The following is a 12,332-nucleotide window of genomic DNA, read 5'->3' on the forward strand; positions in this document are numbered from 1 at the left end:
GCCGACCGCTGACCACCGCGTTCGAGCCGAAGACCCGCGTACCACCGCACACCCTGAGGAGCCCGGCGCCATGACCGCCGACCATGACACCGCGACACCGCTGACGGACGGGCGGCTCCGGCCGCGGCCGGGCGACCCGGCGCGCCAGGAGGCGTTCCTGCCCGCACCCGCCGTCCAGAACCACGCCGCCAACCTGACCGTGCTGCCCGGCGGTGACCTCGGCTGCGTATGGTTCGGCGGCACCCAGGAGGGCGTGCCGGACATCTCCGTGTGGTTTTCCCGGCTGGCGCCCGGCTCGGACACCTGGTCGGAGCCGGTGCGGCTCTCCGACGACCCGGAGCGCTCCGAGCAGAACCCGCTGCTGTTCCCCACCCCGGCCGGTGAGCTGTGGCTGCTCTACACCGCCCAGCGGGCGGGCAACCAGGACACCGCGGAGGTCCGGGTGCGGGTGTCGGACGACAACGGGCAGACCTGGGGCGCGCCGCGCACCCTCTTCCCGGCCACCGCCGGGGGCGGGGTGTTCATCCGCCAGCCGATCGCGGTCCTGGACGGCGGGCGGTGGCTGCTGCCGGTGTTCCACTGCGTGTCCACGCCCGGCGCCACATGGGTGGGCGACCATGACACCAGCGCGGTGATGATCAGCGACGATCAGGGCCGCACCTGGCGGGAGCGGCCGGTGCCGGGCTCCACGGGGTGTGTGCACATGAACGTCCACCCGCTGTCCGACGGCACCCTGCTGGCGCTGTTCCGCAGCCGCTGGGCCGACGCGGTGTACCGCTCGCACAGCACGGACGGCGGGGAGAACTGGAGCGAGCCGGAGCCGACCGAGCTGCCCAACAACAACTCCTCCGTGCAGTACGTCCCGCTCGGCGACGGACGGCTGGCGCTGGTGTACAACCACAGCAGCCGCGCGGACGCCACGGCCCGCCGGGTGTCGCTCTACGACGAGATCGACGACGACGGGCAGGCGGGCGACTCCCCGGCCGCCGCCGCACCCTCGCCGCCCGCCCGGCCGGAGGACGCCCCCGGCGCCTTCTGGGGCGCGCCCCGGGCGCCGATGACCCTCGCGCTCTCCACCGACGGCGGACGCACCTGGCCGGTACGGCGCGATCTGGACGTCGGCGACGGACACTGCCTGACCAACAACTCACGCGACCGGCTCAACCGGGAGCTGTCGTACCCCACCATCCGGCAGAGCCCGGACGGGACGCTGCACATCGCGTACACCTATCACCGCCAGGCCATCAAGTACGTCCGCATCAGCCCGGACTGGGCCGCGGATGGCTGAGCCCCGCCACCGCCACGCGGTGGTCACCGGCGTCAGCTCCGGTATCGGCGCCGCCATCGCCACCCGGCTGCTGGACGAGGGGTGGCGGATCACCGGCATCAGCCGTACGGCGCCACCCCATGGGCACGAGCGGCTGCGCTGGCTCCCGGCCGACCTGGCCCGGCCGGAGGAACTGCCGGCGGCGCTCACCCCGATGGCCGAGGACGGCCCGCTGGACGCCCTCGTCCACGCGGCCGGCGTCCAGCGCTCCGCCCGGCTGGGCGAACTGCGGCCCGAGGACGGGTCCCTCATGTGGCGCGTCCACGTCCAGGCGGCCACCGTCCTGGCGGACGCGCTGGTGGACCGGGTCCGGGACGGCGGCCGGCTGGTGCTGGTGGGCAGCCGGACCATGACGGGCGCGCCGGGCAAGAGCCAGTACGCGGCCACCAAGGCGGCGCTGGCGGGCCTGGCCCGGTCGTGGGCGGCCGAACTGGCGCCGCGCGGGGTCACCGTGAACGTGGTGGCGCCGGGGCCGACGGACACCCCGATGCTGCGGGACCCGGGCCGCAGCCGTACCTCGCCCGTCGTCCCGCCGCTCGGCCGGCTCGTGCGGCCCGAGGAGGTGGCCGGGCTGACGTCGTTCCTGCTGGGCCCGGAGGGCGGTGCGGTGACCGGCCAGACGCTGGTGATGTGCGGGGGCGCCTCGCTGTGACGACCGTGGTCAGGGCCCTGGCGTGGTCATGGCCCTGACACGGAATCTCTTCGTGATGTTCACCATTGGACGATCCTGTGTCTGACACGCTTTCGGGGATCGAACAACGGTCGTAAATCGGGGAGAGGACACCACACATGACCCGTGTGACCCGCTGGAAATCCCTGGCGCTGCTGGCCGGCGTCGTGACGGTCGCCGTCACGGCGCAGACCCCGGCCACCGCGGAGCCCGCCGCCACGGCGTACGACGACACGTACTACGAGGACGCGATGGGCAAGACGGGGGAGCCGCTGAAGGACGCCCTGCACCAGATCGTCAGCAGGGACGTCAGCAAGCTGTCGTACGACGAGGTCTGGGACGCCCTCAAGAAGACCGACGAGGACCCGGACAACGCCGCCAACGTCATCCTGCTCTACACCGGCCGCTCCCAGAGCAAGGACTCGAACGGCGGAAACGCCGACGACTGGAACCGCGAACACGTCTGGGCGAAGTCGCACGGCGACTTCGGCACCGCCACCGGACCCGGCACGGACATCCACCATCTGCGCCCGGCCGATGTCTCGGTCAACAGCACCCGTGGCAACAAGGACTTCGACGAGGGCGGCTCGGAGGTGGGGGAGGCGCCGGGCAACCGCACCGACGACGACTCCTTCGAGCCCCGTGACCAGGTCAAGGGCGATGTGGCCCGGATGATCCTGTACATGTCGGTCCGCTACGAGGGTGGCGAGGGCTTCCCCGACCTGGAGCCCAACGACAAGGTCGACAACGGCAGCCGGCCCTTCATGGGGCGGCTCCCGGTGCTGAAGAAGTGGAACGAGGCGGACCCGCCGGACGCCTTCGAGAAGAAGCGCAACCAGGTCATCTACGACGACTTCCAGCACAACCGCAACCCGTTCATCGACCACCCGGAGTGGGTGGCCGAGATCTGGAAATAGCCCGGCCACGCGCTCCGCGCGCCGGTCAGGCGCCCCGGGCCGCCGCCAGCAGTTCGGCGGTGGGGCCGGGGTGTCCGGGGCGGGCCTGCAGCGAGGGCAGCAGCAGGGTCCACAGTTCGGCCAGATGGTCCTCGACGAGCCGCCGCCCGTCGAGGGCCTCGGATACCGTGTGCAGGCCGAAGAAGGCGCACACGATGGTCCGGGCGGCGGGCAGCGGCTCGACATGGGCGGCCAGCTCGCCCTCGCCGTGGGCCCGTTCCAGCATGGCCCCGACGGCGTCGATCCAGCCGATGAACGGGGGCGGGAAGGGCGCCGCGATCAGGGAGCGCTCGGCCCACAGCCGGGCCCCGGCCCGTACCACGATGTCATCGCGGAAGGCGCGGGCCACCGCGAAGCTGAGCCGGACGAGCTGCTCCAGGGCGGGCACCCGCAGCCCGGTGTGCCGCTGGATCAGGGGTGGCCAGGTGGCGAAGTGTTCCTGCACCACGGCGAGCGCGAGTCTTTCCTTGCTGGTGTAGTGGAAGTAAATGGCGCCGCTGGTGTGACCCGACCGGGCGGTGATGTCGCTGATGCTCGTTCCGGCGTATCCGCGTTCGTCGAAAAGGGATGCGGCCGCTTCCAGAAGAGACCGGCGTGTTTGTTCGGCCCGCTCTTGCACGTGTTCGTCGTCCTTCATAAGCCCGGTCCGGTGTGACGGAGTGAACTTAGCGGACTTTCGGCCGCAGAGGGTGATGAGGACAGACAGGTCAAACATTATTAGTATTTTATGGTGATCGTTCGTGAGGCTCGCGGCCTTTCGGAGCCGACCGGTCCCACCGGTCGGCCGCTCAGTTGGTCCCGCACGGTGGCGCGTGAGGCCGTGCACCGGGTGTCGGTGGCCGAGGTGCTGCTCACCGACGTCCGTACGCTGGGTGACGGCCGGTTCGAGGCGGCCGCCCAGTGGCCCCGGTCCCATCCGACGTTCCCGCACGGCGGGGACGGCCGTCACCATCCGCTGATGATCGCCGAAACCCTGCGCGAACTGGGGATCTACATCCCGACCCGGTATTACGCCGTGCCCGCGGGCGCGCACTTCCTGATCCGGGACCTGTTCTTCCGGCTCGACCCGGAGGCCGAGCCGCGCGCCCCGTACGGGGCGACCGACATCACCTGCCGGATCGCGGTGACGGACGTCCGCACCGCGGCACCCTCCGGGCGGTTCGTGTCCGGGATGCGGCTCGACGTCGGTCTGTGGGCGGGTGGCCGGATCTTCGCCCGGGCCGGGGGCACCGCCCGCTTCCTCGACGGCACGGCGTACGCGGAGACCCGCTCCGCCCGCTCGGGCCAGACCGCCAGGCGCCGGCTGCGTGCCGCCGTACGGCCCTCACCAGGGCAGTTGGGCGTCACCGCGCCCCGGGACGTGCTGGTGGTACGGGACGGGGGAGTGGTGTACCTGGACCCCGCGGACACCCGTCACCCGTTCTTCTTCGACCACTGGAGCGACCATGTGCCGGGGCTGGTGCTGCTGGAGGGCGCCCGGCAAGCCGCGGCGCTGGCCAGTGGGGGCCTGCTGATCCGCCCCCTCGCCTGCCGGATGAAGGCGATCCGCTTCACCGAGTCCCATCCGCCCGCCGTCGTCGAGTGCGTCTCCCACGGCAGAACGTGTGTCTTCCGGCTGCGCCAGGCGGACATCCGCACGGCGGTCGGTGTGCTCCAGTACGGCTGACCGCACACCAGAACGACGAACCTCCTGAACGACGAACGCCCTGAGCCGCGAACATGCTGAGCGACGAACAAATCGCCGACGCTGAGTGACCCCTTGCCTACTCCGAGTCATCTCACTAACGTAGTGATCGTTATGTTTCGGGCAGGCAATTCTCCGCCTGTACGGCGTTCATGAGCGCATTCCGCGTGCGGCGCCGCAAGCGAATTCACCGCGCTGCTCTCGTGGTCACAGGCACGCCCTGCGCCGATTCCCCCATCTCTCCTGGAACGGCAGGCAGATGACAGCAGAAACCCTTCTCGCATGGACCCCCGCCGCCATCGTCTTCGACTGTGACGGCACTCTGATGGACTCCGAACGGCACTGGGAAAAGGCCCGCGAAGTGGTACTCGCGGACTACGGGGCCGTCACCGACGAGGAGTTCGCGCGGCGCACCAAGGGGCTCCACTACACCGAATGCGGCCGCATGCTGGCCGAATACGCCGGACTTCCCGACCTCGCCGACGAAATGACCCGGCAGCTGCTCGGCGCCTTCCGCAGACTGGTGGCGGACGACCCGGTCACCATGCCCGGCGCGGCCGAACTGGTCCACAAGGCGGCGGCGTTCGCACCGCTGGCCGTGGCGAGCAACTGCCCGCGCGATGTGGTCGAGGACGGGCTGTCCAAGGCCGGGCTGCTGCGCTACTTCGACCATGTGCTGGTCCCCGGAGGGGAAGTGCGCCCCAAACCGTATCCCGATGTGTATCTGGCGGCCGCCCGCCTGTGCGGTGCGGCCCCCGGCGACGCGCTCGCGGTGGAGGACTCCCACTGCGGCTTCCTGTCCGCCTCCCGGGCCGGGCTGAGGGTGCTCGGCGTGGGACCCCGCAAACCGGTCGACGAGCGTCCTCCGGTGGACCTGTGGGTCTCCACGCTCGCCGACCCCGAGCTGCTCAAGTGGGCTGATTCCTGCGCGGCTTGAGGACCGGAGCGTGGCACCGGTCAGTCCATCTTCATCCCGTCGTGGGACTGCGACTTCCCATGGGACCCGCCCTGGGACTTCGACCCACCGTGGTGCATCATCGAGCCCTGCTCGATGTCCCCGCCGAGCTTCGCGCGCAGCGGCTCCAGGGATCCCGAGGACTGACCGGTGACCGACCAGCGGGCGCCGACCAGATACATGCCCCCGTAGTCCTTCGAGGTGTTCAGCCAGTCCTTCTGGCCCTTCGCGGTCGCGAAGGTGACCATGGTGTACCGGTCGCCCTTGCTGGACTCGCAGGCGCCCTGGCGCAGTTCGTCCGCCTCGGTGACGATGGTCGCCTTGCAGCCGATGGCGTCGGCGATCTGCGTCAGGGCCGCCGGCTTCCCGGGCTTCCCCAGCTCCTTGGCGGCGGGCGCCTTCTCCTTCTCCGGCTTCTTCACATGGGCCTGGCCGCTCCCGCCGCAGCCGCTCACCACGCCGCTCACGAACAGCAGCGCCGCGCAGAGCGCGGTGGCACGAAGTGCGCGTGACACATCAACCTCCCGTCGACATCCGGCGGGTGGCCCGGAGCGCACGCTCCGGGGCCCCGCCGAGGTGGACCATCCTGCCGTCTTACTGGCCCGCCTTCTTGCCCTTGTCGGTCACCGCGAACCAGGTGCCCTTCACACCCTGGCCGTTGGTGTCCCCGGGCTTCTTGTCACCGACGAAGGTGTACAGCAGCCAGCAGTCGAACGCGGCCTGCTTGGAGCCGTCGGGGCGCTTGAAGGAGGTGACCTTCGAGGCGTCCACACCGGCGACCTTGGTGGTGTCGACGGCCTTGACCGGCTTCCACTTGTCCAGGCACGCGGCGTCGACACAGGCCGTCTTCATCGGCCAGGCGCTGTCCTTGTCGAACCGGTAGACGGTCATGCCCTTGCCGTCCACCATGATCTTGCCGAGGTCGGCATTGTTGCTGACCATCAGCTGCAGGGCGGCGCCCGCGGCCTTCTTGCCGGCCGGCTTTCCGTCCGGGGCCAGCGCGTTCCAGGTGCCGCCCACGCCCTGGCCCTTGGTGTCGCCCGCCTTGGTGTCGCCCGCGTAGCGGTAGACCGGCCAGCCCTCCAGGGTCAGCTGCTCGGTGCCGTCGGCGCGCTTGACCTTGCCCAGCTTGCTGGAGTCGATGCCCGCACCGGCGAGGGCGTCGTCCGCGGGCACCGGCGGCCACTTGGTGGCGCACGCGTCGTTGCAGTTGGACTTGGCCGGCTTCGGGGTGTCCTCGTCGAACCGGTAGAGGGTCATCCCGGCGCTGTCGGCGACGAACTTGCCCAGCTTGGCATCGGTCTTGACCGCGAGCTGCTTCGCCGCGCCCGTCGCGCCGCCACCGCTGCCCGCCGCGTCACTGCCCGCCGCGCTGCCGTACCCACCGGTCGCGCCGGCCCCCGCGGCCGCCGCACCCGCACCCGCCGACGCCGAAGCACCCGCGCCCGCACTCGCCGCCTGGCTGCTGCCGCCCACGGGCTGGACGTTCGCGCTGCCCGCGGAGGTGTCATTGCTGCCACACGCCGCGGTCAGCATGACCATCGCCACGGACACTCCCGCGAATGCGATCTGACGCCGCTTCTCCATGACCACTCCCTGCGAAAAATCCTTATCGGTGTCCGGCGGTGTAGGCGCCGACACCATGCCCATACGGAGCCCGTGCCGAGCGACGTTCAGCAGGTTAAAAATTTGTCACCAGACGCAAAAAACGCTGCATACGCGAGCGCACAGCAATCGACGGCCGTTGGTTCAACGGCCGTCGTGACAAGAGGACTTGGAGCGGGGTTACTCCTCGATGCGCAGCGCGAGCGCGGGGCAGCGACGCACCGCGCGCACCGCCTGGCCGCGCAGCTGGCGCGGCACGTCCATCCGGGCGGAGGAGGGATAGCCGTCGATGCCCAGCGTCAGCACCTCGGGCGGCAGGATGTCCGCGCACAGCCCGTGGCCCTGGCACAGCGACCAGTCCACCAGGAGCTTCTCCGTCGGGCCCCGCTGCTGCCGCTCCGCGCGCGGTGGCGCGGACGCCGGACCGGGCGGCAGGGCCAGCGGCTGGGTCTCCTCGGGCATCGGCAGGACGCCGATCGTCGGCCGCCCGCAGCCGGCGCCGAGCGCATGGGACTCGAACTCCTCGGGAAACGCGTCCAACGCGGTGGTCACGAAACCGGCCGTGCCATCGGGGTGGCTGCACGCGCCCCGTTTGCGCACCGAGTTGATGTACGCGCGCACATTGTCGATGGCCGACTGGCCGCCGCCCCGCTCCACCTGGCCGATGGCGTCCGCGAGCGCGGGCAGCCCGATGAAGCAGGGGCCGCACTGACCGGCCGTCTCGGCGGCCAGCCAGCGGGCCACCCGCGCGGTCTCGCCGAGCGGGCAGGTGTCCTCGGGGATGGGCAGCACCGCGCCCGCGCCCAGCCGCGCACCGTACTTCTTCATGGACTCGCGCGAGATGGTGGTGGCGTTGATGCTCTTCGGGTCCAGCCACTTGCCGTGGTAGCCGCCCACCAGCACACCCTGGCCGGGGGAGAGCCCGCACAGCTCCAGGATGTACGTGAGCGGCACCCCGGTCGGCGTCTCCATCACGTACTTGCCGCCGACCGTCAGCAGCGTCGTGCCCGGTTCGGTGGGCAGCCCCACCGAGCGGTACGGCAGGGCGCCCATCCGCGCCGCGATGGCGAGCTGGGCGTAGGTCTCGGTGTTGGACAGCAGGGTGGGCAGCCCGCCGAGACCGTTCTCGCTGGACCGGATCTTCCGGCCGTTGGGGATGGCCGGGGCGCCGCTGATGCCGTTGATGACGGCGCCGCCCTCACCGGCCACGAACCGGTCGGGCGTCACGCTCACTTCCACCGGGACCCCGCTGGGGCCGCGCTCGGCGATGGCGGCGTTCAGCGACTCCTCGACATCCGGCCGGTGGCAGGCGATGACGACCTCCTCGGCGCCGATCGCCTCGGCGGCCAGGGTGGCGCCGTCGATGACCAGATGCGGGGTGTGCAGCAGCAGCGCGGTGTCCTTGAGGCAACTGGGTTCGCCCTCGCTGCCGTTGACCACCACGTTGCAGCGGCCACCCGCGCGGCCCGCCGCCTCGACGACCGCGGTCACCTTCTTGGCGAAGGGGAAACCGGCCCCGCCGCGCCCGCGGAGATCGATGTTCTCCGCGAGCGCGACGAGTTCGTCAGCCCGCAGGGCGGGCATCGTGCCGTGCACCGTCAGGTGGCCGACTCGGTCGAGCCGGTACGCCTCGTCCAGCCCGGCGAGCAGCCGGGGCGGGTCGACACAGGCCAGCCTGGGTTTTGTCTTGATCACCGGTCCCACCCACGGGAGGCACCGAGCCGTTCACCGTCCCGCCGGCCCGAGTCGGCCGAACGGGGCCGGGGCACGGTGGGCGCGGCGCGGCGTGTGCGGCCTTCCTGCAGGCCGCGGGCAGGCGGATTCCTCACGGAGATGCCGTCCCCTCGATCGTCGTCCTGGCTGCGCCGGGCTGCGAGCCGCATCCACAGCGCGATGGCCACTCCGGCCAGGGCCGCGATGTAGCCGTATGTCGCCCAGGTCTTGGCCGCGCGACCGGCCTTCAGGCCGTGGATCAGCGCGAGACCCCAGGCGGGGTAGGCGCCCACGTGGAGCGCCCGCCACCACCGGTACCGCCAGCGGGAGTTGCCCGCTGCGGCGAACGAGCTGCGGACCGCTCCGGTCACCGCCGCGATGACGAAGAGGTAACCGGCAATGGTGCCCAGCCCGATCAGTACCGGCTGCTTTGCGTCAGCGAACGGTAGCACGATCGAAGCCGCGTTCGTGTGGCTCTCGGCGACCTTCACCCAGATGTGAACACCGAGGAAGATGAGGCCCGCGACCGCGGCCGCCCGGTGGATGCCCTGGGCGATCAGACGGTGGTTGGAGTGCAGGATGAGCTGGTCGGTCGCGGCGAGCCCCCACATCACCGCTGAGCTGAGGCAGACCAGGGCGAGGACCCCGGCGCCGAAGTCGAGGAACGCGAAAGTCTGGCTGAAAGCGCCGGCGTTGTACGTCACGATGAGGGACAGCACGACGGTCGCGACGATAGCGTAGATGCGGATGTTCCGGGACCACCCGATTCCGGGCTGGTCCCGCCGAGTCCGGCGAGCGGCTCGTCGTCCTCCAGGTGCTTGGCGTCCCCCGTGGCGCCCCTGTGAGGGAGAAGGCGTTTGGGACATGGACATTGGAGCCTCCCGATCGCGCGTGTTCCGCGCGGATGACGAGATACGTCAAAGTCGTCTTGGGGGCAGCAGCTTCTCGGAACTACACGTGATCTCCATAAGATTTGTCGTAACGTGACAACTTCTCGTGTATGAACACTGCCCAGACCGTCTTCGGCTGATCCACTGTCATCCCGATGGCAAAGACCCGGCAAAGCGCCGGGACCGGCAGGGGCGAGGGTCCTCTATGAGGTGCGGAGGACCCTCGACTTCCTTCCCGGACCGGACGAGCCGGAGACGGAGGCAACCTCCACGGGTCCGACCGACCCCCCAACGGTCGGACCTCCCCCCGGCAAGAACGAGGTAATGATGGGCGAACTGGTGAACCGCATCTGGTCCCGCCCCCGTGGCGAGTGGACCCGCGTGCTGCGCAATGAGCTCCCGTCCCTGGCCGACGAGGTGATCGAGAACCTCCGGCACAGAATCCCGGGATTCGCCGACCTTCTGGAGGACACTGAGCGCGACAAGGTCCGCTGGGATGTCGAGCAGGCGCTCCTGGCGGCGCTCGGCTACCGGAAGCCGGGCGAGGAGGGCGCCGGGGCACCGGCCCTCTCCGAGGCCGCCCACGGCGAGGAGCCGCCCACCGACATTCCGCCCGAGCGGGCCCGGCGCGACCTGTTCGAGGCGCTGATCGGCGAAGTCTCGGTGTCCGAGCGGACCCTGGCCGAGCTGTCCCGGGCGGCCCGCTGGCCGCTGCCGGAGACCGTCCAGGCCATCGCCCTGCCCACCCCGGGCGAGGCGCCGCCCCTGGCCGCCGTGCTGGGAGACACCCTCATCGGCGCCGTCGGCGACGAGCTGTGCCTGCTGATCCCCGACCCGGACGCGGACCCCGGCCCCGCCCCCGACCAGGGCGCGGAGCGGCTTCAGGACGGCGAGCGCGACCCGGACCGGGACGCGCCCGCGGACCCCGGCACCCGTGGCGCGCTGGAAACCGCGCTGCGCGGGCGGACCGCCGCGGTCGGCCATGTGGTGCCGCTCAACGACGCGGCGTCCTCGGTGCGTTGGGCCCGGCGGCTGCTGACCATGGCCCCCGGCCGTGGCGGCCCCGACCCCCGGGTGCTCTTCGTCGACGACCATCTGTCGATGCTGCTGCTGCTCCAGGACGAGTCCCTGGTCCGGGCGCTGGCCGCGCGCTGGCTCAAGCCGCTGGTCGGGCTGACCCCCCGGCAGAGCGAACGGCTGCAGATGACCCTGCTGGCCTGGCTGGAGGGCGGTGGCGCCCCCGAGGCCGCCAAGGCGCTGAAGGTGCATCCGCAGACCGTGCGATACCGGCTGCGCCAGATCGAGAAGCTCTTCGGCCCGGGCCTGCGTGACCCGCGAATACGGTTCGAGCTGGAGATGGCGTTGCGCGGCCGCAGGCTGATGGCGCAGATGGACCGCATCCGGCGCCATGCGTCCCGGGTGAGCCGACGACCCCGCACCGGCGCTGCCCCAGGCGTCCGTCCGCTGGGTATCGCCCGGGAGGCACGCGTCAACGGACTGTGACCACACGGATATCAGCAGGGACTGCCGGCCGCGGTTGCGCGGTCGGCAGTCCGGCGTGTGGTCAGCGCATCGACCGCGCCGCCGCAGGGTTCGCCGTGGGATGCGCGGCGGGGTTCGCCGTGCGCATCGCGGCGTTGAGACCCAGCAATTCCTTGTACGCGTGGGCACAGAAGGCGCACTCGGCCAGATGGCGCGCGAGCGCGTGGCCCCGCACTCCGCCGCGCCGCACCGAGGCGCCCAGCATGGCGCTGAAGTGGCGGCAGCGGTCGTTCGCCGCGGACTCCAGATGGGACTGCAGATACGACTCGCGCAGCCCCTCCCGGGCGCGGAAGGCCAGCGATGTGACCCCGCTGGGGGAGATGCCCAGTAAGGCCGCCACGCGGTGCGGGGGCTCCTCCTCGACCAGGGTGTGCCACAACACCGTCCGCCACCGCTCCGGAAGCCTGCGGAAACTGCGGACGAGCAGCTGACGGTCCTCGCGCGCCACCAGATGCCACTGGGGGTCGGCCGTGGGCGCGTACTGCCGCCAGGACTCGAAGTCCGCGGTCAGCAGGACCTGGCGCTCGCCCTCGCTCCATTCGAGCGCCGTGTGACGCACGACGGTCAGCAGATACGGCCGCCACGGGCCCCGCGGACCGCCGCCCGCCCGGACGGCCTGGAACGTGCGGATGAACGCCTCGGAGGCCAGGTCCTCGGCGTCATGGAGCGCCCGGCAGCAGGTGCGGGCGTACGAGAGCGTCGCCTGGTGGTGGCGGCGGTACAGGATGTCGCCCGAGGCCGGGCTGGTGGCGCCCGAGGCGTACTCCTCCCGGAGCCTGCCGGTCAGCTCCTGGTCGGAGGGCGCACCGGCGCCGGTGGCGGCCACCCCCCGCACACACGGACCGCCCGGCTCCCACGTGGCGGGGAGGACCGGACGGTCGGGGTGGCCGGGGTGGCCGGGATGGTCCCCGGCGGAATCGTCGGTGGCCGTGTCACCCCCGGCACGAGGGTGGGACGCGGCGCGGCGCGCGCCGGCCGCAAGGCCGGCGC

General features: G+C 71.4%; 12 protein-coding genes. 6 read left to right on the forward strand and 6 right to left on the reverse strand.

Annotated elements, in window-relative coordinates; translation table 11 throughout:
• Window positions 1-70 precede the first annotated feature (70 nt).
• The 3 genes from ABZ562_RS27110 to ABZ562_RS27120 all read left to right on the forward strand — a co-directional run bounded on the left by ABZ562_RS27110 (window position 71) and on the right by ABZ562_RS27120 (window position 2,914).
• Window positions 71-1,288 carry an exo-alpha-sialidase gene (locus tag ABZ562_RS27110; protein WP_361484458.1) on the forward strand — a complete coding sequence of 406 codons (1,218 nt, stop codon included), beginning with the start codon at window positions 71-73 and terminating at the stop codon, window positions 1,286-1,288.
• Entirely contained in the window at window positions 1,281-1,979 is a 699-nt protein-coding gene (locus ABZ562_RS27115) for an SDR family oxidoreductase (RefSeq protein WP_361484460.1), read from the forward strand. Before ABZ562_RS27110 ends, ABZ562_RS27115 begins: the two co-directional genes overlap by 8 nt.
• Before the next feature lie 137 nt (window positions 1,980-2,116).
• Window positions 2,117-2,914 (forward strand): endonuclease, encoded by a 798-nt coding sequence (locus tag ABZ562_RS27120; RefSeq protein WP_361484462.1) that lies wholly within the window; start codon window positions 2,117-2,119, stop codon window positions 2,912-2,914.
• Window positions 2,915-2,939: 25 nt separating this feature from the next.
• On the opposite strand, the gene ABZ562_RS27125 is transcribed toward ABZ562_RS27120, so the two are convergent.
• Complete coding sequence (locus ABZ562_RS27125; RefSeq protein ID WP_361484464.1) at window positions 2,940-3,572, reverse strand: ScbR family autoregulator-binding transcription factor; 633 nt, start codon at window positions 3,570-3,572, stop codon at window positions 2,940-2,942.
• 186 nt (window positions 3,573-3,758) lie between these two features.
• Between ABZ562_RS27125 and ABZ562_RS27130 the strand changes: the two genes are divergently transcribed.
• Window positions 3,759-4,619 carry a ScbA/BarX family gamma-butyrolactone biosynthesis protein gene (locus ABZ562_RS27130; protein WP_361484466.1) on the forward strand — a complete coding sequence of 287 codons (861 nt, stop codon included), beginning with the start codon at window positions 3,759-3,761 and terminating at the stop codon, window positions 4,617-4,619.
• Window positions 4,620-4,896: 277 nt separating this feature from the next.
• Complete coding sequence (locus ABZ562_RS27135) at window positions 4,897-5,574, forward strand: HAD family phosphatase (RefSeq protein ID WP_361484468.1); 678 nt, start codon at window positions 4,897-4,899, stop codon at window positions 5,572-5,574.
• 20 nt (window positions 5,575-5,594) lie between these two features.
• Here the strand turns inward: ABZ562_RS27135 and ABZ562_RS27140 are convergent, their stop codons facing one another.
• The 4 genes from ABZ562_RS27140 to ABZ562_RS27155 form a co-directional block, all read right to left on the reverse strand.
• Window positions 5,595-6,107 carry a hypothetical protein gene (locus ABZ562_RS27140; RefSeq protein WP_361484470.1) on the reverse strand — a complete coding sequence of 171 codons (513 nt, stop codon included), beginning with the start codon at window positions 6,105-6,107 and terminating at the stop codon, window positions 5,595-5,597.
• A 79-nt stretch (window positions 6,108-6,186) separates the two neighbouring features.
• Window positions 6,187-7,179 (reverse strand): SCO0930 family lipoprotein, encoded by a 993-nt coding sequence (locus ABZ562_RS27145; RefSeq protein WP_361484472.1) that lies wholly within the window; start codon window positions 7,177-7,179, stop codon window positions 6,187-6,189.
• A 198-nt stretch (window positions 7,180-7,377) separates the two neighbouring features.
• Window positions 7,378-8,892, reverse strand: coding sequence for an NADH-quinone oxidoreductase subunit NuoF family protein (locus tag ABZ562_RS27150; protein WP_199830971.1), 1,515 nt, complete (start codon window positions 8,890-8,892; stop codon window positions 7,378-7,380).
• Window positions 8,889-9,629 (reverse strand): hypothetical protein, encoded by a 741-nt coding sequence (locus ABZ562_RS27155; RefSeq protein ID WP_361484474.1) that lies wholly within the window; start codon window positions 9,627-9,629, stop codon window positions 8,889-8,891. The genes ABZ562_RS27150 and ABZ562_RS27155 overlap by 4 nt, the downstream gene beginning before the upstream one ends.
• Before the next feature lie 495 nt (window positions 9,630-10,124).
• Here ABZ562_RS27155 and ABZ562_RS27160 point away from each other — a divergent pair, with 495 nt between their 5' ends.
• Window positions 10,125-11,303: a helix-turn-helix domain-containing protein gene (locus tag ABZ562_RS27160; protein ID WP_361484476.1), complete on the forward strand. Its 1,179-nt coding sequence runs from the start codon at window positions 10,125-10,127 to the stop codon at window positions 11,301-11,303.
• Window positions 11,304-11,364: 61 nt separating this feature from the next.
• On the opposite strand, the gene ABZ562_RS27165 is transcribed toward ABZ562_RS27160, so the two are convergent.
• Window positions 11,365-12,332, reverse strand: a 968-nt coding sequence (locus ABZ562_RS27165; protein WP_361484478.1) for a sigma-70 family RNA polymerase sigma factor, incomplete at its 5' end; no start/stop codon positions are given.

The sequence above is a fragment of the Streptomyces sp. NPDC019937 genome, from assembly GCF_040631655.1.
GTDB lineage: Bacteria > Actinomycetota > Actinomycetes > Streptomycetales > Streptomycetaceae > Streptomyces.

Bases quoted from the DNA above. Each gene is read 5' to 3' on its own strand.
- ABZ562_RS27110 (WP_361484458.1), top strand. From the start codon at position 71: ATGACCGCCGACCATGACACCGCGACACCGCTGACGGACGGGCGGCTC.
- ABZ562_RS27115 (WP_361484460.1), top strand. From the start codon at position 1,281: ATGGCTGAGCCCCGCCACCGCCACGCGGTGGTCACCGGCGTCAGCTCC.
- ABZ562_RS27120 (WP_361484462.1), top strand. From the start codon at position 2,117: ATGACCCGTGTGACCCGCTGGAAATCCCTGGCGCTGCTGGCCGGCGTC.
- ABZ562_RS27135 (WP_361484468.1), top strand. From the start codon at position 4,897: ATGACAGCAGAAACCCTTCTCGCATGGACCCCCGCCGCCATCGTCTTC.
- ABZ562_RS27145 (WP_361484472.1), bottom strand. From the start codon at position 7,179: ATGGAGAAGCGGCGTCAGATCGCATTCGCGGGAGTGTCCGTGGCGATG.
- ABZ562_RS27160 (WP_361484476.1), top strand. From the start codon at position 10,125: ATGATGGGCGAACTGGTGAACCGCATCTGGTCCCGCCCCCGTGGCGAG.